Here is a 20,519-nt window from a genome sequence, read left to right on the forward strand (position 1 = left end):
AGCCCTGTTGAGTCGGATATCAATCAGGTCAGAACCGTCAGGAACCGTTCGTTCAGTACCCGGTCGTGGTAGAAGATGGCCTTACCCAACTGCTCGGCCTGCCAAGTCACCGGTTTGTGATCCGGGTAGATGTAGTCACCACCACAGAACACCTCATTACGGTTACCGGACGGGTCGAAGAAGTAGATAGTCTTGCCGTGGGTCAGGCCGTGACGAGTCGGGCCGATATCGATGGAGGTATCAGTCATGGAGATCAGGTCCGCGGCGCGCAGTACGTCTTCCCAAGTCTCCAGGAAGAAAGAGGCGTGGTGGAACTTGCCCTTCTCCTCGTGGTGAATGAAGGCAATGTCGTGCTCCTTCATGGACACGGTCAGGAACTGGGCAATACGAGTGCCGTCGCCATCCAGAACCTGCTCTGCGAGATGGAACCCGAGCACGTTCACGAAGATGTCGTACACCGCCGCCAGTTCAGGCCCGTAAAACAGACAGTGATCAAACCGAACGGCCTTCATACCGTCCAGGCCACGGGGCCATGCTTCAGGGTTAACGTTATTGATGCCCCATTTGCCGGTGTAGAGCTTGTCGGCATAGAGTTCGAAGGCGTGACCGGAAGGCACGGTAAAACGAACCCGGCGGCCACAGTCTTTCAGATCACCTTCGGGAACCTGCTCAACATCAACGCCGAAGTCCACCAGGTCTTTCTCCAATTGAACCAGAGCGGCTTCGTCCACAACCTTAAAGCCCATAAAGTCACAGCCAGGCTCGTCCGCCTCGCGAAGTACCACGGAAAACTTGTCCACTTCGGTCCAGGCTTTGAGATACACACGGCCCTGGTCGTCGCGGTCGGTTTCGATAAGACCCATCAGGTCCGTGTAGTGTTTGACGGCTTCATCCATATCGAGAACACGGATCTGGACGTGGCCGGGACGCATTACACCTTTTTTCATGACAGTTACCTCAACGCTGTTGTTTTTGTCTGCTTGCTTGCGAGACCGGGCTGCGATGGCGGCCGGCACTCGATGGTCAAATCAGTCAGGGGATACACCCGGCAGGCCAGGACCTCCCTTTTTTTCAGGGCTTCCGGCGGAACATGGACCTTGCTCATCTTTCCGCACTCGAACTCTCCTGCCAGAACCTGGATCTTGCAGTAGCCACAGCCACCGCCCCGGCAGCCCACGGGCACGCACTTCATGCCCCGTTGTTCCATGGCCTTGAGCACACTCTGGCCTGCCTCGCACTCAAAGGACTTGCCGCTGCACTGCTCGGTAATCCGATAGACCTGAGCCATGCTTCACCTCCGGTCAGATCTTCTTGAACAGGGCCGAGCGCTGGGTTTCTTCCGCGCCGTCTGCCGCTGTCAGGAACTTCTCCATGAAGATGTCCCGCTCAAACAACCGGCCCTGCATCAATGCGGTAATCGCGGCATCGATCATCGGCGGCGGCCCGCACAGATAGGCCTTGTGCTCGGCAAAACGACCACCGAAGTGTTCCCTGGCCGCATCGTGTACATAGCCCCTGAATCCAGACCACTCACCGTCTTCGTCCGCCTGGCTCAGCGCCGGTACGTAGGTGAAGTTGTCGTTGTCCCGGGCCAGGCCTTCGAACAGCTCGCGGTTGTAGAGCTCGGCAAGGTTACGGGCGCCCTGGAACAGGGTGATCTGGCGGTCGTCGCCCTGCTCCAGCAGGTCAATGATCATGGATTGCGGGCTGGAGAGACCGGAGCCGCCGGCAATGAAAATCAGGTTGCCGGGCTGCGAACTGCGCACGAAGAACTGGCCGTATGGACCTGACAGATGCAGTTGCTCACCCACGTTCAGTTGCTGGTGAATGTAGGTGGTTGCGGCACCCCCCTCGACCAGTCGCACATGAAGCTCTACCTCACCCGCCTTGCTCGGCGGATTGGCCAGGGAGAACGCCCTCGCGCCATCCACACCGGGCAGTTCGATATTGATGTACTGGCCGGCCTGGAAGGTCATCTGGCGGTCCAGCTTCAGATGGATGCCCTTGATGGTTGGAGACAACTCGACGATGTCTGTGACGGTTGCGGTGTAGTCCTCCACCGGATAGCCCTCGAAGTCTTCGTCGACATCGATATCCGCCTCGATGGTGACGTCGCTTTCAACTGTGGCACAGCAGGCCAGCACCTTGCCTTCGTCCCGTTCCACATCCATCAGGGCAAACGGCGAGGCATCGCCGATTTCAACATCGCCCTCGATGACCTGGACCTTGCAGGTGGCACAGGTGCCATGGCCGCAGGCAAAAGGCAGCCAGACACCCTGGCGCAGGGCGGCGGCAAGGATGGTCTGGCCATCCTCGACCTCGATCTGCTCACCAATGGGTTCGATAGTAACGGTGTGACTCATAGCGCTACCCTCAGAATCCGGCGCCGGCAAGGCCGTTAAGGCCCGGCGTGGTTACCGTCAGCATGCTCTTGTGATCGATGCCGTTGTCTATAAGGCTGGCATCTGCATCCGGCGTAAACGGTTCATCATTCAGCAGCCACTGCGCCGCCAGGAAGTCAGCGTTCGCTGCATCCGGATGGGATGCCGTGGCCGGTTTCAGGATCTCTTCAACCATGGCTCCGAAGGTCATGTCCGGTTGCACCAGCAGGGCAAACGGAGCACAGAACATCAGATGATTCGGCCAGAGCACATACAGCAACTGCATGCCGTTGAAGTTCTCGACCTTATCCCGTGGTTCAAACTTGTAGTCGTATAAAGCGTTAACACTCATGGTGGTCACCTTGTTGTTTTTTGCGGGCGAATCACCCGGCGTCAGATGACACCGGGTAATCTCCGTATCAGGCCGCGTCCTGCTTGGACCCTTCAGCCTTGTCATCAGACGACTTGCCCTTGATGGACAACCAGCGTTTGTGGTCCGGCGAGCCGACATACTCGAAATTGTCCTCGCCAATATTGATGTGGTAGTACTTCTGAACCACCGTCTCGACGTCGCCGCCTTCACAGTTGCCCTGGTAGATCTGGTGTACCGGCAACCACGCCTGAACGTACTTCTCCGGCTCGTGCTTGAAGATGTCGCAGCAGGCTTCCGAGCAGAAGTGGTAACGCTCACCTTCGTAGTTCATCTGGCGGTGGCTGAGCTTGGTGGGCTCGCCCATCTCGGTAAACAGCGTCGGCACCTGGCATACCTGGCACAGTTGCGGCAGGGTGTTGTTGTAGAAGCGGCGGCCTTCAGCATGCTCTTTGGCCCAATGCTCGTAGCGCGGGCGGTAGTACTTGTCGAAAGTCTCCGGGTACTTCTCGGACATCCAGTCCATTTCTTCCTTGCCGGGAATCCAGGTATGGAAGTTGGTGGCCTGACTGTACTGGTAGAACGTGCCCCATAGCTGATGGCTGATGTGGTGCTTGGCATCGTTGGCCACATCCTGATATTTGGGCGGGCGGATGCCGTAGCGCTCAAGGTCTTTGAACAGGGCGCCGCCGTTTTGCTCGTAATACACTTCCCAGGCTTCCGACCAGGACATGACCTTGTTCGGCAGCATGTAGTCCATCATCATGCTGACCAGGCTCAGCAGGCGGAAACCGCGCCAGAACCATTTGTCGATCCAGCGCTGGACGATGGGCACGTTGTCCTCGTGCTGCTCGAGGATGAACTTGATCACCTCAAGACCCAGGGTCATGTGCCGCGCTTCGTCGGACTGCGCCGAGAAACCGAAGGTGACGGTGGCCATGTCGCCGTTGTAGGCAGCGCCGGACATGAACGGCACGAACAAAAGGTTAGTCAGCACATACTCGAAGGAGAACGAGATCGCGGTCAGGAACTCGAACGGACCGGCCGAACGGGCATCATCGAAGAACGACTTGGGCACCGACAGGAACCACACCCGGTCGTGCATGTAAGCCGCATCGTGCAGGCCATTAAAATGCTTGTTGTAATGGCTCATCGCATGCTGCTGGGTCTGGGAGTGGCGCAGCTCATCAATCGCCTGCATCTGACAGGCAACACGCGCCCCGGCCCCACTGAACTGGCGACCCACTTTGGCGTAGCCCTGGAAAGCCGCGTGTTCCAGGGGCGACACACCGGTCAGGAACAGTTTCAGCGCATTCACATAACGGGCGTCCGAGATGTTCTGGTGGCCGTTGTTCTGGGCAAAGGCATCGAAAATGGCGTACAGCTTTTTCTCTTTTTCAGCCTGGTACTTCCAGTAGGCGTCCATGGTCAGACGGAACGGATCTTCCCATTGGGACCAATCGGTAATCTTGATACCTTCAAAGTCCTCGTCCGGGAAAATGTCCTTCTTCTTTTGATAGGTTGGTTCCCAGGCCATGTCCCGGGTCAGGTACTGGTACTTGTCCTTGAGATTCAGCTTCTTGTTTTTAACAGCCATGATAAGTCTCCCAATTAGGTCCACTGAAGAATGAAGTGGTCGTCGTCTTCGTCGACATTGCCGCCGATACTGATCACGTCGATGAGCATTTCCTGAACATCCCATTCGCGACCGAGCTTCTCTTCCATCGTTTCCCGGTTGATCACCAGGCGCTTCTCGGCCTGGATCCGGATCATTGCCGGCTGGTGCTGAACTTCCGCTTCCGGATTGTCTTCGGCGATGGCTTCCACCAGGTAGCGGGCGTTGTCGTTGTCCTGAAAGGCAATAAATACGAGCTGGCTCATGCGGATACTCCCTGGCTCTGCAGCTGGAATTTCTTGAGACGGGTGGAGAGTTGAGCCCGGGTTTCATCCAGGGCCTCAATGCCGGTGCTGGCCTCGGCCAGGGGCTTGAGTGCGCTGTACACCTGAGGTTCCCACTGATCGATCCAGGCCTGGAGCTGTTCGCGGTTGGCATCGCTTTCCGCTGCCACAACCTTGATCATGGCGTTGGTCCAGCGCAGGGATTCCTTGTACCAGTCCCGCATGAATTCGGTGAGCATGGAAACATCTTCGGCATCCTGCTCGCCCAGCCACTGGTCCATCCTCTCGTACACCAGGGGAAACAGCAGGCCATCCACCAGCACGTTCTGGACCAGCGTCAACTCGAACCAGTCATCCACCACCAGGGTGTCTTCCACCAGCTTGCGCATTGGCTGCCACAGCTCGTCATCCATCCAGTAGCACTTGGATTCGTCCAGTGCTGCACCGGTACTGCCATCCAGCATCAGGGCAATTCGAGACAGGTACTGGCCAATGCCCAGGCGATCCATGGCGGTATATATGTGCATCTGCGAGACCGTCGTGGCGTTAACATCGCCCGCGATCTTGCTGTTGTTCATGTTGGCACCCAGCTCCACGTGGCGCAGAGGCACCAGCAACCTCAGGATCTGCTTCTGAGTGGCTTCGGGAAGTCGGGTCAGCAGATTGCGCTTTTCGCAGAACCCGAAGCTGGTCTCCGCGGCCTCCTGCATCTTGGCCCGGTTACCAACATAGGCGCCGTAGTAGAACTGGCGGGGATCGGTGACGGCGTACCAGTCTTCCATGCGGATCGACGTGCGTGTGGGGTCGTTCAGCGTGTGCTTTGAATCCCACAGCGGGCGGTAGTGAAAGTTGGTTTTGGCTTCCAGGTCATAGCTGGCTTCCTGGTAGCGGGAGGCCGGCTTGTCGCCGAAGCGACGGGCGATGTGCCCGTATGTCTGGCGGATGGGTTCCACCGAATTGGTTTTGATCTCAATGCTCATATCAACTTACCGTTTGTTGTTTTGAGTGGATGATCGATTTGGTGACGTTCAGCGGTGACCCTTCTCGCCGAAGCGCCACTTGACCATGTCCGCATCAATCTCGCGGATCATGTCGGAATCCATGTGAACGACATTGTTGTGCTTGCAGAAGATTTCGAACGCTTCGCGGGGAAGGACAAGCTCAACAAACAGTTCGGGATGTCCGATGGCAAAATCGAACTCTACGAATCTGTCCTCTGGCCCACTTCGGACCCGGATGTAGCGGGTCAGCTCGTCGAAGCTTTTTGCATGCTCAGTCATCGTTGACACCCTTGTGTTTGTTATGGGTTGCCACAGCTGGAGCAACCGCTGTGCCAAGCATCGAAACCTGCCGTCAATAAAAACCCAGACTTCTGTTTTAAAAGGCTTTATATAGAAAGGCGGGCGCTGATACAGAGTGGATTATCGAAGGGTGAGATCAGGAAGCCAGACGAATTTTTCATCATTTGATCAACATGAAATCGTGATCTGAGCAAATGCTCAGATCAGCAGCCAACCGTGACTTTCGCCTGAAATTTCATCATTTGATTGATTTGTGACAAGGATAGGGTGTTATATGAAAAAGGCGGCGTTCGGCTGCCTTCGCGCTGGACGACCTTTCCAGGACGCGACCCCATACAATTACAAACGGGGCTCCTGAGTATGGCTATTACCTACAAACCACAATTGCAGTATGTGGATTTTCAGGATCTTACGGAGCAGATCCGGTTCCAGAGCACGGAAGGCAAAATCTGGTTTGGCGAGCAACGCATGCTACTGATGCAAGTCAGTGCCATGGCCGCCTTTCGTCGCGAAATGGTGAATACCATGGGTATTGAGCGCGCGAAGGGCTTTCTCCTGCGCCTGGGATACCAGTCCGGACTGAAAGACGCCGAACTGGCCCGGAAGCTTCGCCCGCACTGCAGTGAACTCGACATCTTTCTCGCTGGCCCCCAACTGCATTCACTCAAGGGCATGGTCAAAGTCGTTCCCATGGAGATCGACATTGATCACGACTCCGGCAGCTTCTATGGCGAGCTGGAATGGGTTGATTCGTTTGAAGTGGATATCTGCCAGACAGAACTTGGGCAGATGGATGAACCGGTCTGCTGGTCACTGCTTGGATACGCCTGCGCCTACACCTCCTCGTTTATGGGCCGGGAAATCATCTTTCGCGAGGTCAGCTGCCGTGGCTGTGGTGACGAAAAATGCATGATCGTGGGCAAGCCTGCCGAGGAATGGGAGGACGCCGCCGAATTTGCCCAATACTTCAAGGCAGACACCATCATGGAAGAACTGTATGACCTCCAGAGCCAAGTCAGTTCTTTACGCAGCAGCCTCGAAAAGCAGGAGGGGCAGTATTACGGCATAGGCCAGTCCGCCTCCTACAACAAGGTCTGCAAGATGATCGACAAGGCCGCTCTGGGTAAAGTGTCGGTCTTATTGCTAGGCGAAACCGGCGTAGGCAAGGAAGTGATTGCCCGCAGCGTTCACCTTCGCAGTGAACGAGCCGAACAACCCTTTATCGCGGTCAATTGCGCCGCTATTCCCCCGGACCTGATCGAAGCGGAACTGTTTGGCGTGGAAAAAGGCGCCTACACCGGTGCCAACCAGTCCCGGCCGGGCCGGTTTGAACGAGCCAACACCGGCACCATTTTTCTCGACGAGGTGGTTGAGCTCACGCCCCGGGCTCAGGCCACACTGCTGAGGGTGCTGCAGGAAGGGGAGTTGGAGCGCGTGGGTGACAACCGCACACGGGCGGTCGATGTCCGGGTTATTGCGGCTACCAACGAAAGCCTTGAAAAAGCCGTGGAAGAGGGCCGTTTCCGCTCTGATCTGTTTTATCGCCTCAATGTCTTCCCCGTGAAAATTCCGCCGCTCAGGGAACGGCTGGAAGACCTGCCGCTGCTGGCCGAACATTTCCTCAATAAATTCCACTCTGAGTATAACAAGCGCACGCTCGGGCTCTCCGACAAGGCCCTTGAACTCTGCCTGCACTACCATTGGCCGGGAAATATCCGGGAGCTTGAAAACGTTATCGAGCGTGGCGTCATCCTGACCGACAACAATGAGTCCATCAGCCGCGAATCCCTGTTTGCAGGTGTTCCCGAGCCGCAACCTAGCCAGCCCCAGGGTATTGTCGACAGCCACGGACAACTTGTTGAAAAGACATCTGAAACGTCCAGGGGCGACTGGGCCAGCCAGATACTGGGCAATGGCATCGGCCTGGACGATGTCGAGGAAACGCTGATGCGGCGTGCCATGGAAGAGGCCAACCAGAACGTTTCCGGCGCAGCGCGTATCCTTGGTCTGAGCCGCCCCGCTCTCGCCTACCGGCTCAAGAAATCCGGCATTCTCGCCGAAAGCTGAACCACAACCGTCGCGCCATGACAGGGATGTCCACGGTTCGTTTTCTGGTTTGACGATATCAACAAACGCCCCACCCGTTTCATCATTTGATAAATCTCAATCCTATTAACTGCCCCACCAAACTTCCCTAAAGCTCTCTAAAACCGTCACCTTCACCATTAAATACAGACAGTTAACAGCGCGAAAACGTGCATGGCACACGCGTTGCTAAATCACCGTCAGTCGCGTTATCCACAAAAACAAAGACGGTGACATAAAATGCGAAATGCCCCCCTGCGCAAATGGCGCACTACCGGCGCAGCCGTATCGCTGGTCGGATTGTTTTCGGTTCTGTTAACGGGTTGCGAAGCGCCCCTGGATCTTGACGCGGTTCGAGATCAGTCGGGACAGGCCGTTAAACGGACCGATTTCTATCAAGCCATTGCTCGCAATGACGAGGTTATCGTGCTGACTGGCAACAACGGTGTTGTGTTGGTCAGCTCAGACAACGGAGAAAGCTGGAAACGGCAGACGCCAACGTCGGAAAGCTTCCTTGCGTTGGACGTATGCCCGGACAACAGCTTTATTGCGCTGACGTTCAACAACGAAATCTGGCATGGCGATACCAGCGGAGATAACTGGACGGCGCATTCCCTGCCCAGCCAGGAACAGATGATGACCGCCGCTTGCGCTCCGGACGGCAACTGGTGGGCAGCAGGTGCTTTCACCACTATTCAGGGCAGCGCTGACCAGGGTGAGACCTGGACTGAGACTTCACTCAACGAAGACGCCATCCTCAACAACCTCCAGTTCATCGATGCCGACCATGCTTTCATAACCGGTGAGTATGGCCTGGTACTCAAAACCACGGACGGCGGAGAGAACTGGGACTATGCCGGCTACCTTCCGGATGAGTTTTACGCCCATTCCAGCTATTTCCGTTCAGACAATGAAGGTTGGGTTGGCGGCCTGAACGGTTTCATCTACCACACCGCCGACGGCGGAGAGAACTGGGAGAAATCCCCCACCGGCATCAACGCCCCGATATTCGGTTTCGTTGCCGGCCCTTCAGGGTTATACGCCCTGGCGGATAACGCCACCGTATTGCAGCAGACGGGGCGATCCTGGCAGAAGATCTCCGCGTCCGACCAACCCCTGTATTTGCGTACCGGCCTGATTCTCCCCGACCACCGACTACTCGCCGCTGGTGGCCGTGGCCTGCTGCTGAACCTTGAAACTCCCGTGGCCCACTCGGCCAGCACTGACTGAGGAACTCCGCCATGCCTGGACTGCATCGATTCACCCATCTCCTGCATTCGCTGGAGCTATGGATCTTCAACAACCCGCGCAAGGTATTGAGCGTGATCGCCATCCTCACGCTGGCGTTCGCCCTGCGTATCCCCGGGCTGAAAATCTACACCGACTTCGCCGACCTGCTGCCGCAGCAACATCCCTATATCGAACTGCACAACAGCATCAAGGACAGCTTTGGCGGCGCCAACGTTCTTACGGTGGGTGTCGAATTCGAAGATGGCGACATTTTTACCAACGAGAATCTCGCCAAGATCGACCGAATCACCCAGGCCGTGGACAACCTGCCCGGGGTTAACCACAACCTTGTGTCCAGCGTGACTCACCGGAATTCCCGCAAAATCTGGCTTACGGAAGTCGGCAGCATCAACTCGGAACCCTACTACGACTCCACCTCCGGCGAGTACTCACGGGAAGCACTGGCTGCCATGAAAGCCGATGTGGCGGCCAACCCACGGGTGTACGGCCCCCTTGTGTCTCCAGATATGAAAATGGCCCTGGTCAAGGCGCAACTGATTGAAGGCAAGCTGGATTACGAAAAGACGTTTGCACAGTTACAACAGCTGCGTGAAGCGGAGGAAAGCGCGGGAGTCAGGATCTACGCCACGGGACAGCCAGTCCTGGTGGGGTGGGCCTACACGTACATGGAGCAGATCCTCCAGATCTTTATTTTCACCGTAATCACCATGCTGGCCTTACTCGTTTTCCATTTCCGCAAGGCCTACGGTGTGCTGATCCCCCTGGGCGGCGTTTTGGTCTCCACGATCTGGGGGCTTGGGATCATCAGCCTGCTCGGTTACAACCTGGATCCGCTCGGGCTGGTGATCCCCTTTTTGATTGCAGCCAGGGCGATGAGCCATGGCGTACAGCTCGTTGAACGCTACTATGCGGAAACCCGCGAACTGGGTAGTGGCCCCAAAGCCGCAAAAGCGACCTTTGACAGTCTTTTCCGCCCTGGTTCCCTGGGTGTTGTGTCGGATGCTATTGGCCTGTCGCTCATTGCCATCGGGTCCATTCCGTTGAATACCCATCTGGGCATCTATGCTTCCCTTTGGGCGATCACTGTTGTGTTCACGGTGCTGATCGGCGTGCCACTTCTGTTATCCATTCTGCCAACGCCCAAAGACCCGAACCTGCGCGAAACCGCCCTGCGCCATATCGGCGCCAGTTGCTCACGCACGGTTGCACGGCCAGGCGCGGCGAAAGTGGTGCTGAGTGTCGCGGCACTGGCGATGGCCGCAGGACTATTAGCGGCGTCCAACGTGCAGATTGGCGACTCGGAGCCAGGCTCTCCCATCCTGTATCCCGACCACGACTACAACGTTTCTTCCCGCGTGGTGAATGAGCGCTTCCCGGGCTCCGAGGAGCTCTACATCGTGGCGGAAACCGAAGAGAAAGGGGGCCTGAAACGTCCGGAGGTACTGGCTGCCCTTTCTGATCTGCAATCCCACATGCTGAAGGACCCGGAAGTGGGCGGCAGCAAAGGCCTGCCCGACCTCGTTAAGCAAGTTAACCGCCTGATGCACAACGACGACCCCCGTTGGTACCAGATTCCTCACGATGCGGGCTATGTCGGCGGGCTGATGTTTACCTACATGGCCTCCAGCCCGATTCCCGGGGCCCTTGATGAATTCAACGACACCGACGACCGCGTTGCCAACTTGGTGTTCTATTACAAGGACCGCCAGGGCGAGACCATCCGCCGTGCCATTCACATGGCCAAGGAATGGATCGCGGAGAACGGTGACAGCGTTGAGGGCCTGACCATCAAACTCGCGGGGGGAACCCTTGGTGTTGCCGCCGCAATGAACGAATCAGCCTTCGAGACCAATGTCATTGTTCTGCCACTGGTTTTCCTGCTGATCTTTGCCTTTGTCATGCTGTTCTACACCTCATTACACGCCGGGCTGATGATGCTGTTGGCGATGATTTTCGCAACCACTCTCACCTACGCCTATATGGGCTTTAATGCGCTCAATATCGACATCAATACCGTGCCGGTGATTGCCGTGGGTATCGGCGTCGGCATCGATTATTCCATCTACATGATGGACCGGATACGGGAAGAAATGGCCCGACTTGGCAACCTGAGGGACGCCGTCAGGCGAGCCATATCCACCACCGGCATGGCCATCAGTTTCACCGCGCTGACGTTGATGGCGGGCATCATCATGTGGGTCATTTTCTCAGACCTCCGATTCCAGTCTGATGCAGCATTGCTGCTGTGCGTCATGATCGTGATCAACGGCATCGCGGCCATGCTTCTGGTGCCTTCCTGGGTACTGGTCTTCAAGCCTCGCTTTGTTACCGATGTTTACGCCGACGAAGACGGCATTCTCCATGCTGATCGTCATCCACCAACACCATCTCCATCGTCCGGTTCCCCACGGGAACAAGAGGATGGGTTCGTGCCGGGAGAGCCGTACCGGGCCTGAGCCCGGTAGGACACTCCACTAAAACCTGTAACGAGGACATGCCATGCAAACAACAATAAAAGGCCTGAGGCTCTGGTGCTATACCCTTGCGGGAAGTGCCGGCCTGGCGCTGTTACCAATCAACTCCGCCGTCGCCCAGGAAGATACCCGGGTAAACGGCTTCTACGAGAATGCAACCTACGGCCGGGATGGCGTAGGGCTTTCAAAATTCCGCAACACACTACAGCTGGAAGCAGAGAAACGGGCTGGAGATGTCGGCATTTTCAGTAATGTCTCCGTCAACGCCACGCTCCGTGGTAGCTATGACGGTGTTTACGACCTTAATGATGACGAATACGGCCGCAATGCCGGTGGACCGGTCCGCCTGGAAAACCGGGCAGCGGGACCCAACGCCACCGTGCCCCACGGTGGCGGCCTGAAGCTGCCGAACTCCTTCAGTGAAGCGAACAACCCCAACGAAGGCATGATCGTGTTGGGTGAAAACCTGCATGATACCGACGGCGGTGTAGCCTTCGGCGTGCCGGTTCGCCCCTGTGACGAGGACGAACGAGGGTGTATCGACGGTTATTTGGACAAAGACACCAACGACATGCGATTCCAGGAGTTCAACGACCGCGCCGATTTCATCCGCGAACTCTACGTGGATTTCGATTACAACTTCTCGAACGGTAATATCCTCAGCACCCGATTGGGCAAGCAGCAAGTCATCTGGGGACGTACCGACCTTTTTCGGGTGTTGGATGTGATCAACCCGGTGGATTACTCCCGCAACAATATCTACGACGAACTGGAAGACATCCGGATTCCCATGTGGATACTCCGGACCGACTACCGCATGGGGCCAACCGAGGTGTTCGATGGCCTCGCCTTCGACGACCTTAATTTCCAGCTGGTATGGAACTTCGACAAGTTCCGCCCGCACGATATCGGCCAGTGCGGTCAGCCCAACGTTATTCTCGATGCCGGCTGCTTCTTCCGCGGCATGAACAGCCTCTGGGAAAATGGTGGCACAGTGGCCAACTTCGCAGGCGGCGAAGCGGCAACGGATTTCGGCCCCGGCCAGATCGGTATCCGCGAAGCGCACATGCCAAGCTGGAGCCTGGCGAATACCCAGGTCGGCCTCAAGATGGAAGGCGTTTATGGTGATCTGGGCTTCTCGCTCAACGCCCTGACCTATCGCTCCCAACTGCCCTCTCTTCGGGGCGGTATTCCCGCACAAAACGGCTTTACCGGTGAAACCGGTATATGGCCAAGCCTGATTGCCTTCGATATCCACTTCCCGAGGGTCAACCTGTTCGGTGGCTCCCTGGATTATTACGCCCAGAGTGTTGATACCGTCCTCAGGCTTGAAGCGGCCTATACCACCGGCGAGGAATTCGCCAATACGCTGGAGGAAGATCTCTACTCCGAGAGCGACGTGGTTCGCTACGTGGTCGGCGCTGACAAGAACATCTTCATTCCCCTCCTGAACGAACACCAGGCATTCCTGTTCTCCGGCCAGGTATTCGGTCAGCACATCCTGGATCACGAGCGCGAGCAGCGTCGGTTTGGTGAAGCCGGTATTCCCGACTGGAAAGAAAACTGGACAGGCACCCTGCTGATCAAAGGCTTCTACATGAATGGCCGCCTCAGCCCGCAGATCATCACCGCACATGATTTCCGAGCCGGGGCAACCGCGATCGCGCCGTCTGTTGAGTGGCTGGTCAGTGACAACTTCCGTGTCACGGCCGGTGCAAACATCAAGGTGGGTACCGGCGCGCGCAAATTCGATGACTGCCGTAGCTGCAACCCCTGGGATCCGTTCACCGCCACCTATCCGGGGCAACCGGCCGGGGAGTCTGCCGGCCTGGGTGGATACGAGCCGCTGGGCCGCTTCCAATCTGGCCCCATTGGAATGGCTCAGGAAGAAGACGAGCTTCAACTGACCATGCGTTACAGCTTCTGATATAGAGGAAACATCATGAAACGAGCATTCCGAAAATCCGTGTTTAATGGCCTGGTGATCGGTCTTACGGCGGGCGCCTTCTCCGCTGGCGCCTTTGCCAGTGACAAGGTCATCAACGAATCGTTCCATCCATACAAGGATCAAATGCCAAGCCACGAAGGGCTTAGCGCCGGCATGACCATCGACGAATCCAACGTGGCACAGTTCAAGGACGTGATCGATCCGGCCTTCTATACCTTCATCGAGAACGGCTGGACATCCATTGCCGTGGGAAAGACCACGTCCTTCGACCTGCACCCTGCCTATGTGGACGCAACCCGCAACGCCCTGGGTGAGGTTTCCCTGGGTGAGCAGGTCGGGGAAATTAACGGCTGGAAAGCCGGTCGCCCGTTCCCGCAGGAGCCGGATGCGGATGACCCCCGCGCCGGCGAAAAACTGGCCTGGAACTACAAGTACGGCTACAACTGGGGCGACAGTGCCGCCATCATGCCGTTCTACTGGAAGTACCGGGACATGGAATCAGCCAAGGTGGAGCGGACCATCAAATTCAACTTCCACTTCCTGAATTACAAGGGCCGAGTGATACAGGAACCCACCCCGGAAATCACGCCCAACCCGTCTGACCTGTTCCGCGCCATCTATGTACAGGTACTCGACCCAGCGGACGTCCGCAATACGCAACTTCTGATTCACCGGGCCGCCGACGACCTCAAACGTGATAACTCCTGGCTCTATTTGGGCTTCCAGCGCCGCGTGCGCCGCCTGGCCACAGGCCAGGTTACCGATGCCTTTCTCGGTTCGGACCTGATGATCGAAGACTTCGAGGGCTACAACGGCCGCATTTCCGACATGGACTGGACCTATAAGGGCACCCGTTACATGCTGATGCCGTTCTACAACCACAACGAGCTGAAGCTGGACGAAGAAACCCACAGCGACAGCAATGGTTACCAGGTGGTGGCTTTCAGTGGCAAGGGCGGCTGTTTCCCGGACATCACCTGGCAGCTCAGAAAGGTGTACGAAGTGGAGGCGAAACCGGTGGATGAAAGCCATCCGCTGTCGAAACGTATCCACTACATGGACGCCCAGACGTTCACCATTCCCCGCACCGTCGCCTATGACCGTAAGGGCAGCCTGTGGAAAACCTTCACCATCGGACAGGCCCATCCAGACCACCACCTGCCCAAGAACGAGGGTACCGGTGTATCCATTGACGACAGCTTCAGCATGATCGACGTGCAGGCCAGCCACTGCACCACCGGCCAGTTCAAGGGCCAGGTCGACCCCGAGCTGTCCCCCCCCAATATGTTCAACGTGCAGCATCTCCGCGCAACCGGCAGCTAAGCCTGGTGCTAGCCCTTGGGCCCGCTTTGGCGGGCCCCTTTTTGGTTTCGGAGGATAAGATTTATGTCCCGATATGAGCCCCTACCCGACGCCCTCCACGAAGACGACCAACTGCTGGTACTCACTGACAGCAAGGGTGCCATTACCTACGCCAGCAACGCCTTTTGCAGAACCTGCGGCTTCTCGAAACAGGAACTGAAAGCCATGTCTTTCAGCAAACTGCGGCACCCCGACATGCCCGGAGCGCCGCTGAACGACCTGTGGGAAACCATTGGCCGCGGAGAATCCTGGATGGGCATGATCCGCAACCGTAGGGCAGATGGGACCAACTGGTGGCTGGATGCCTTCGTTAGCCCGATTACCGACACGGACGGAACACTGTTGGAATACCAGGCCATTTACCGGTTACCCGATGAAGCCACCATTCGGAGAACCGAACAGGTTTACCATGCCCGCAGCCAAGGCCGGCAGCCCCTTGCCCTCAGGATTCCACGGCTGCCCCCTGCTACCCTGCAGTGGCTGGTCGCCAGCCTCTGTTTTGCCCCCGCCACAATGGCTGGAATGTTCGGCACTCCAACGCTGGCGGTCCTCTTGTTCCTTCTTGGCAGCACACTCTCCCTCGGCCTCTTCTACCAACTCAATCGCCCACTGGCGCGGCTGTTCACGCGTTGTCGAGCTGTTGTCAGCCATCCCATCAAGCAACTGGTCTACACCGGAAACGCCGGCGTCGCGGGCCAGATTGAGCTAGCTATGCGGCTGGTGGAAGTCCGGCTGAAGGTCATGGTGGCACGTATCAGCGACAGCGGCGGACAGATCGAAGACAATGTCCTGCGGGCCAACTCTCTGCTACAAGGCGGTTCCGAGGCCTGCGGTCAGCAGCAATCAGCACTCTCCTCCGTGGCGACCTCCATCGAGGAATTCACCGCTACCATTCGCGAAGTTTCGGAGAATACCCAGCAGGCTGCTGGTCTCAGTGCGCGAAACCGTGATTCCGGGGAAAACAGCGCCCGTTCTGCAGCCGCCGCGCGCGACAGTATTCTTGCCCTGGCGAGTGAGCTCGAGGAAACCAGCCAAACCGTGGAGGAACTTGATCAGAACAGCCAATCGATTGGCCGGATTCTGGATGTGATCGTCGCGATCGCTGAACAGACCAATTTGCTGGCCCTGAATGCCGCCATTGAGGCCGCCCGGGCCGGCGAAAGTGGGCGCGGTTTTGCGGTGGTTGCCGATGAAGTTCGTTCCCTGGCAAAGCGCACCCAGGAATCCACCAATGAAATCCAGCAAATGATCACTGCCTTGCAGGAAGGCTCCCGCCGGGTGGTCGAATCCATCGCACAGGGAAAACAGCAGTCCGAGAGGAGCGTGGAGCAGGTATCCGCCACCGCAGAGGCAATCCGTAATATTGTGGCGGGCATTGCCGAAAGCGACGGCCTGAACCAGCAGATTGCGGCTGCCAGTGAGCAACAGAGCCAGACCGTTTCACAACTGAACGAGGAAATTCACGACATCCATCAACTGGCCATCAAGACAAGCGAACAGCTTCAGGATACCGTCGAAGCAGGCCAGGCGGTTGGCTACCATGTGGGGCGCCAGCAGCTGTTAGTACGACACCTGGTACCTGGGCGGAGGGGCTAACCGAAATGCGTAGAAATCTGGAATACGGGCGTCCCTGCCCGGACTTTAAGAATGGTTTTGTGCCCTATCAGAAATGAATCACCGACCGAATACTCTTCCCCTCATGCATCAACTCAAACGCCTCGTTGATGTCCTCCAGGGTCATGTTGTGGGTGATGAACACATCCAGCGGAATATCCCCTTTCTCGGCCTTTTCCACAAAACCTGGCAGCTCCGTCCGGCCCTTCACGCCACCAAACGCGGAGCCTTTCCAGACCCGGCCGGTGACCAACTGGAACGGCCGGGTGCTGATTTCCTCACCGGCACCGGCCACGCCGATGATGATGGATTCACCCCAGCCTTTATGACAGCACTCCAGGGCTGAGCGCATCACGTTGACGTTGCCGATACACTCAAAGGAGTAGTCCACACCGCCGTCTGTCATTTCAACGATGACTTCCTGAATCGGCTTGTCGTAGTCCTTGGGGTTCACTACGTCCGTGGCGCCCAGCTGTCTGGCGATATCGAACTTGCCGGGGTTGATGTCGATGGCGATGATGCGGCTGGCCTTGGCCATGGTGGCGCCAATAATCGCCGCCAGGCCGATTCCGCCGAGACCGAAGATAGCGACCGTCGCGCCTTCTTCCACCTTCGCTGTGTTCAGCACCGCGCCGATACCGGTAGTGACGCCACAGCCCAGAAGGCAGACTTTGTCCAGTGGTGCATCCTTGGGTATCTTCGCCAGGGAAACTTCCGGCAATACCGTGTATTCCGAGAAGGTGGAGCACCCCATGTAGTGATAGACAGGCTCACCCTTGTAGGAGAAACGGGAGGTACCGTCCGGCATCACTCCCTTGCCCTGGGTTTCGCGCACGGAACCACACAGGTTGGTTTTGCCGGACGTACAGAACTTACATGTTCCACATTCGGCGGTATAAAGAGGGATCACGTGATCACCCACTTCGACGGAGGTGACACCTTCACCAACCGCCTCAACAATGCCGCCGCCTTCGTGGCCGAGGATGGCCGGAAAATTCCCTTCGGAATCGGCGCCGGACAGCGTGTAGGCGTCCGTGTGGCAGACGCCGGTGGCGACGATACGCACCAGCACTTCCCCTTTCTGGGGCGGGGCGACGTCAACGTCCACAATTTCCAGCGGTTTGTTGGGGGCAAACGCCACCGCAGCACGGGATTTAATCACTGGCAGACTCCTTGAACGTGGTTCGGAATAAAATGTCTCGGGTTTTACGGGTTTGACGCTTACTAGACGACCGGTCTAATATACCAGCCATGACATCGAACGACACCCGCAATCACATCATCCACACCGGCGCCGACCTGATTGGTCAAAAAGGCTTCGGCGCGACGGGCATCAATGCCGTGCTGACCGCCGCCGGTGTACCCAAAGGGTCGTTCTACCATTACTTTAGCAGCAAGAACGATTTCGGGTTGGCTGTCATCGACACCTTTGCGCAGGAATACGACACCAAGCTGGATCGGATTCTGAACGACCACACCCGCTCGGCGGTGGACCGCCTTAGGGCCTACTTCGACACTGGTCTGGAAACCATGACCAGCTGCGAATTCACCCGGGGCTGCCTGATTGGCAATCTTGGCCAGGAACTGGCCGGGCAGAACGAAACCTTCCGCAGGCGCCTGGACACCGTTTTCCAGGGTTGGGAAAAACGCTTTGAGCGTTGTGTTGAAGAGGCTCGCCAGGCCGGCGATATCGATGCATCCATTGATCCTGCCGACGTCGCCAGCTTTCTGCTTTCCGGCTGGGAAGGCGCCATCCTCAGAGCCAAGGTTCTGAAGTCTACCGAGCCTATGGAGCGGTTTGTGCGGGTCTTTTTCCGCCAATGTCTTGGCCTTCACTGAACGCCCACATTTTTTTCAGTCATTACTAGTAGACTGGTCTAATTACACTCAGTTAATCCTCAAGGAGAGTGATCAATGAACAACGTAAACGACGCACTGTTTCAACCGCACGATCTCGGCACCCTGACGCTGCCCAACCGCGTTCTGATGTCTCCCCTGACCCGTTCGCGCTCCAGCCAACCTGGAGACGTACCGAACGACATGAACGCGCAGTACTATCAGCAGCGTGCCGGTGCAGGACTGATCATCAGCGAAGCAACCCAGGTGTCACCTCAGGGTAAGGGCTATGCATTCACGCCAGGCATCCACTCGGAGGAGCAAATCGAAGGCTGGCGCAAGGTCACCAGTGCGGTGCACATGGCGGGCGGACGCATTCACATGCAGCTCTGGCACGTTGGCCGAATTTCCCATACGGCGCTGCAGCCGGATGGCAACAAGCCTGTAGCACCATCGGCGATCAAACCCGAGGGCGCCAAGACCTTCATCAGCGCCGACTCCGGCATGGTGGACGTGCCCGAGCCCAGGGCTCTTGAAGCCGGCGAAATGGCGGACATCGTGGAGCAGTATCGCCAGGGCGCGCTGAACGCCAAAGCGGCCGGGTTTGATGGCGTTGAAGTACACGCCGCCAACGGATACCTGCTGGACCAGTTTCTCAAGAGCGGCAGCAACCACCGCAGTGATGAGTTTGGCGGCTCCGTTGAAAACCGGATGCGCCTGCCACTGATGGTGATCGAGGCCGTGATCGACGTCTGGGGCAAGGACAATGTCGGCGTTCGGGTCAGCCCGACCGGCAGCTTCAACGCCATGTACGACGAGGACCCGGTCGAAACCTTTGGTGAATTCGCGAAGCGGCTGAACGACCTGGGCATCAGCTACATCGAGGTCGTGGAAGACTCGTTCCAGGGCAACCATGCGAACGGCCGCCCGGAATCGGTGATCGATGCCATCCAGGCTGGATTCCACGGCACTTACATCGCCAACGGCGCCTACACCGCTGAGGAAGCTCGCAAACGGATCGGCAATGACCGCTGTGATCTGGTGACCTTTGGCCGTCCATTTATCGCCAACCCCGATTTGCCCGAGCGTTTCCGCCAGCATGCGGAACTGAACAAATGGGATGACAGCACCTTCTACGGCGGCGATGAGCGCGGCTATACCGATTACCCGACGCTGAAGGAACTTGAACCCAGCGTCTGAACATCACTTTCACACGAGTAAGGAGTCAAACCATGAGCAATACCAACGACCCAATCAATAGCAAAGTCGTGATTATCACCGGCGCCAGCAGTGGCCTGGGTGAGGCAACTGCCCGCCGCCTGGCAGCGCGAGGAGCCCGGCTGGTGCTTGCAGCCCGTCGCGAAGACCGCCTGTCCAAACTGGCAGAAGACCTGAAAGCCGAGGGTGCTGAAGTCACCTGGAAGGTTACCGATGTGACTGACCGAAACCAGGTGGAGTCACTGGCTGCCACCGCGAAAGAAACCTTCGGCCGGATCGACGTACTGATCAATAACGCCGGCCTGATGCCACTGGCACCGCTGGACGCCCTGAAGGTCGATGAGTGGGACCAGATGGTGGACGTCAACATTAAAGGCGTGATGTATGGCATCGCGGCTGTGCTGCCGACCATGCGGGAACAACACAGCGGGCATGTGATCAACCTGTCGTCCGTTGCCGGACACAAACTGTTCCCCGGCGCCGCTGTGTACTGTGCCACGAAATACGCGGTGAAGGCGCTGTCTGAAGGCTTGCGCATGGAAGCCGGCGACGAGATCCGCAGCACCAATATCTCACCGGGCGCCATCGACACCGAGCTGACCAGCACCATCACTGACCCGAACGCCAAACAGGCAGCGGATGAACTCTACAAGGTGGCGATTGATTCCGATGCGGTGGCGCGGGCCATCGTCTATGCCATCGAACAGCCTGCGGACGTGGATATCAACGAAATTATCCTGCGGCCAACGGCTCAGGAGCTCTAAGGCTGTTGCTTGCTGA

Annotated in this window: 18 protein-coding genes; 9 read left to right on the forward strand and 9 right to left on the reverse strand. The window is 57.4% G+C overall.

Annotated features, from left to right (window positions below; genetic code table 11):
- Positions 1–23: 23 nt before the first annotated feature.
- The 8 genes from AXW11_RS06365 to AXW11_RS06400 form a co-directional block, all read right to left on the reverse strand.
- Positions 24–947 carry a catechol 2,3-dioxygenase gene (locus AXW11_RS06365; protein WP_075195487.1) on the reverse strand — a complete coding sequence of 308 codons (924 nt, stop codon included), beginning with the start codon at positions 945–947 and terminating at the stop codon, positions 24–26.
- Between the two features lie 5 nt (positions 948–952).
- Entirely contained in the window at positions 953–1,288 is a 336-nt protein-coding gene (locus AXW11_RS06370) for a 2Fe-2S iron-sulfur cluster-binding protein (RefSeq protein ID WP_041333564.1), read from the reverse strand.
- A 13-nt stretch (positions 1,289–1,301) separates the two neighbouring features.
- Entirely contained in the window at positions 1,302–2,363 is a 1,062-nt protein-coding gene (locus AXW11_RS06375) for an NADH:ubiquinone reductase (Na(+)-transporting) subunit F (protein ID WP_041333561.1), read from the reverse strand.
- Between the two features lie 10 nt (positions 2,364–2,373).
- Positions 2,374–2,733 (reverse strand): phenol hydroxylase subunit P4, encoded by a 360-nt coding sequence (locus AXW11_RS06380; protein ID WP_041336570.1) that lies wholly within the window; start codon positions 2,731–2,733, stop codon positions 2,374–2,376.
- 67 nt (positions 2,734–2,800) lie between these two features.
- Positions 2,801–4,348: an aromatic/alkene/methane monooxygenase hydroxylase/oxygenase subunit alpha gene (locus AXW11_RS06385; protein WP_075195488.1), complete on the reverse strand. Its 1,548-nt coding sequence runs from the start codon at positions 4,346–4,348 to the stop codon at positions 2,801–2,803.
- 14 nt (positions 4,349–4,362) lie between these two features.
- Positions 4,363–4,632, reverse strand: coding sequence for an MmoB/DmpM family protein (locus tag AXW11_RS06390; protein ID WP_041333559.1), 270 nt, complete (start codon positions 4,630–4,632; stop codon positions 4,363–4,365).
- Positions 4,629–5,630: an aromatic/alkene monooxygenase hydroxylase subunit beta gene (locus AXW11_RS06395; protein ID WP_041333558.1), complete on the reverse strand. Its 1,002-nt coding sequence runs from the start codon at positions 5,628–5,630 to the stop codon at positions 4,629–4,631. The genes AXW11_RS06390 and AXW11_RS06395 overlap by 4 nt, the downstream gene beginning before the upstream one ends.
- 48 nt (positions 5,631–5,678) lie before the next feature.
- A complete protein-coding gene (locus AXW11_RS06400; protein ID WP_041333555.1) occupies positions 5,679–5,930 on the reverse strand; it encodes a phenol hydroxylase subunit in 252 nt (83 codons plus the stop codon).
- Positions 5,931–6,311: 381 nt separating this feature from the next.
- On the opposite strand from AXW11_RS06400, the gene AXW11_RS06405 reads away from it, so the two are divergent.
- From AXW11_RS06405 to AXW11_RS06430, 6 genes are all read left to right on the forward strand, one after another.
- Positions 6,312–8,018 (forward strand): sigma-54-dependent Fis family transcriptional regulator, encoded by a 1,707-nt coding sequence (locus AXW11_RS06405; RefSeq protein WP_075195489.1) that lies wholly within the window; start codon positions 6,312–6,314, stop codon positions 8,016–8,018.
- A 258-nt stretch (positions 8,019–8,276) separates the two neighbouring features.
- Complete coding sequence (locus AXW11_RS06410) at positions 8,277–9,266, forward strand: WD40/YVTN/BNR-like repeat-containing protein (RefSeq protein ID WP_041333553.1); 990 nt, start codon at positions 8,277–8,279, stop codon at positions 9,264–9,266.
- 11 nt (positions 9,267–9,277) lie between these two features.
- Complete coding sequence (locus AXW11_RS06415; protein ID WP_075195490.1) at positions 9,278–11,743, forward strand: efflux RND transporter permease subunit; 2,466 nt, start codon at positions 9,278–9,280, stop codon at positions 11,741–11,743.
- A 43-nt stretch (positions 11,744–11,786) separates the two neighbouring features.
- The gene (locus AXW11_RS06420) at positions 11,787–13,688 is read left to right on the forward strand and encodes a DUF1302 family protein (protein ID WP_075195491.1); all 1,902 of its coding nucleotides are present in this window, start codon (positions 11,787–11,789) and stop codon (positions 13,686–13,688) included.
- Between the two features lie 15 nt (positions 13,689–13,703).
- Positions 13,704–15,032: a DUF1329 domain-containing protein gene (locus AXW11_RS06425; protein ID WP_007152875.1), complete on the forward strand. Its 1,329-nt coding sequence runs from the start codon at positions 13,704–13,706 to the stop codon at positions 15,030–15,032.
- 63 nt (positions 15,033–15,095) lie between these two features.
- The gene (locus AXW11_RS06430) at positions 15,096–16,667 is read left to right on the forward strand and encodes a methyl-accepting chemotaxis protein (RefSeq protein WP_085681858.1); all 1,572 of its coding nucleotides are present in this window, start codon (positions 15,096–15,098) and stop codon (positions 16,665–16,667) included.
- A gap of 67 nt (positions 16,668–16,734) precedes the next feature.
- Here AXW11_RS06430 and AXW11_RS06435 read toward each other — a convergent pair whose 3' ends face one another.
- The gene (locus tag AXW11_RS06435; RefSeq protein WP_091641578.1) at positions 16,735–17,847 is read right to left on the reverse strand and encodes an S-(hydroxymethyl)glutathione dehydrogenase/class III alcohol dehydrogenase; all 1,113 of its coding nucleotides are present in this window, start codon (positions 17,845–17,847) and stop codon (positions 16,735–16,737) included.
- 89 nt (positions 17,848–17,936) lie between these two features.
- Here AXW11_RS06435 and AXW11_RS06440 point away from each other — a divergent pair, with 89 nt between their 5' ends.
- From AXW11_RS06440 to AXW11_RS06450, 3 genes are all read left to right on the forward strand, one after another.
- The gene (locus AXW11_RS06440; protein ID WP_091641575.1) at positions 17,937–18,524 is read left to right on the forward strand and encodes a TetR/AcrR family transcriptional regulator; all 588 of its coding nucleotides are present in this window, start codon (positions 17,937–17,939) and stop codon (positions 18,522–18,524) included.
- Between the two features lie 75 nt (positions 18,525–18,599).
- The gene (locus AXW11_RS06445) at positions 18,600–19,721 is read left to right on the forward strand and encodes an alkene reductase (protein WP_091641572.1); all 1,122 of its coding nucleotides are present in this window, start codon (positions 18,600–18,602) and stop codon (positions 19,719–19,721) included.
- Between the two features lie 32 nt (positions 19,722–19,753).
- Positions 19,754–20,503 carry an SDR family oxidoreductase gene (locus tag AXW11_RS06450; RefSeq protein WP_041333548.1) on the forward strand — a complete coding sequence of 250 codons (750 nt, stop codon included), beginning with the start codon at positions 19,754–19,756 and terminating at the stop codon, positions 20,501–20,503.
- Positions 20,504–20,519 lie beyond the last annotated feature (16 nt).

This window comes from Marinobacter sp. Hex_13, assembly GCF_001566815.1.
In the GTDB taxonomy this organism is placed as follows: Bacteria; Pseudomonadota; Gammaproteobacteria; order Pseudomonadales; family Oleiphilaceae; genus Marinobacter; species Marinobacter salarius.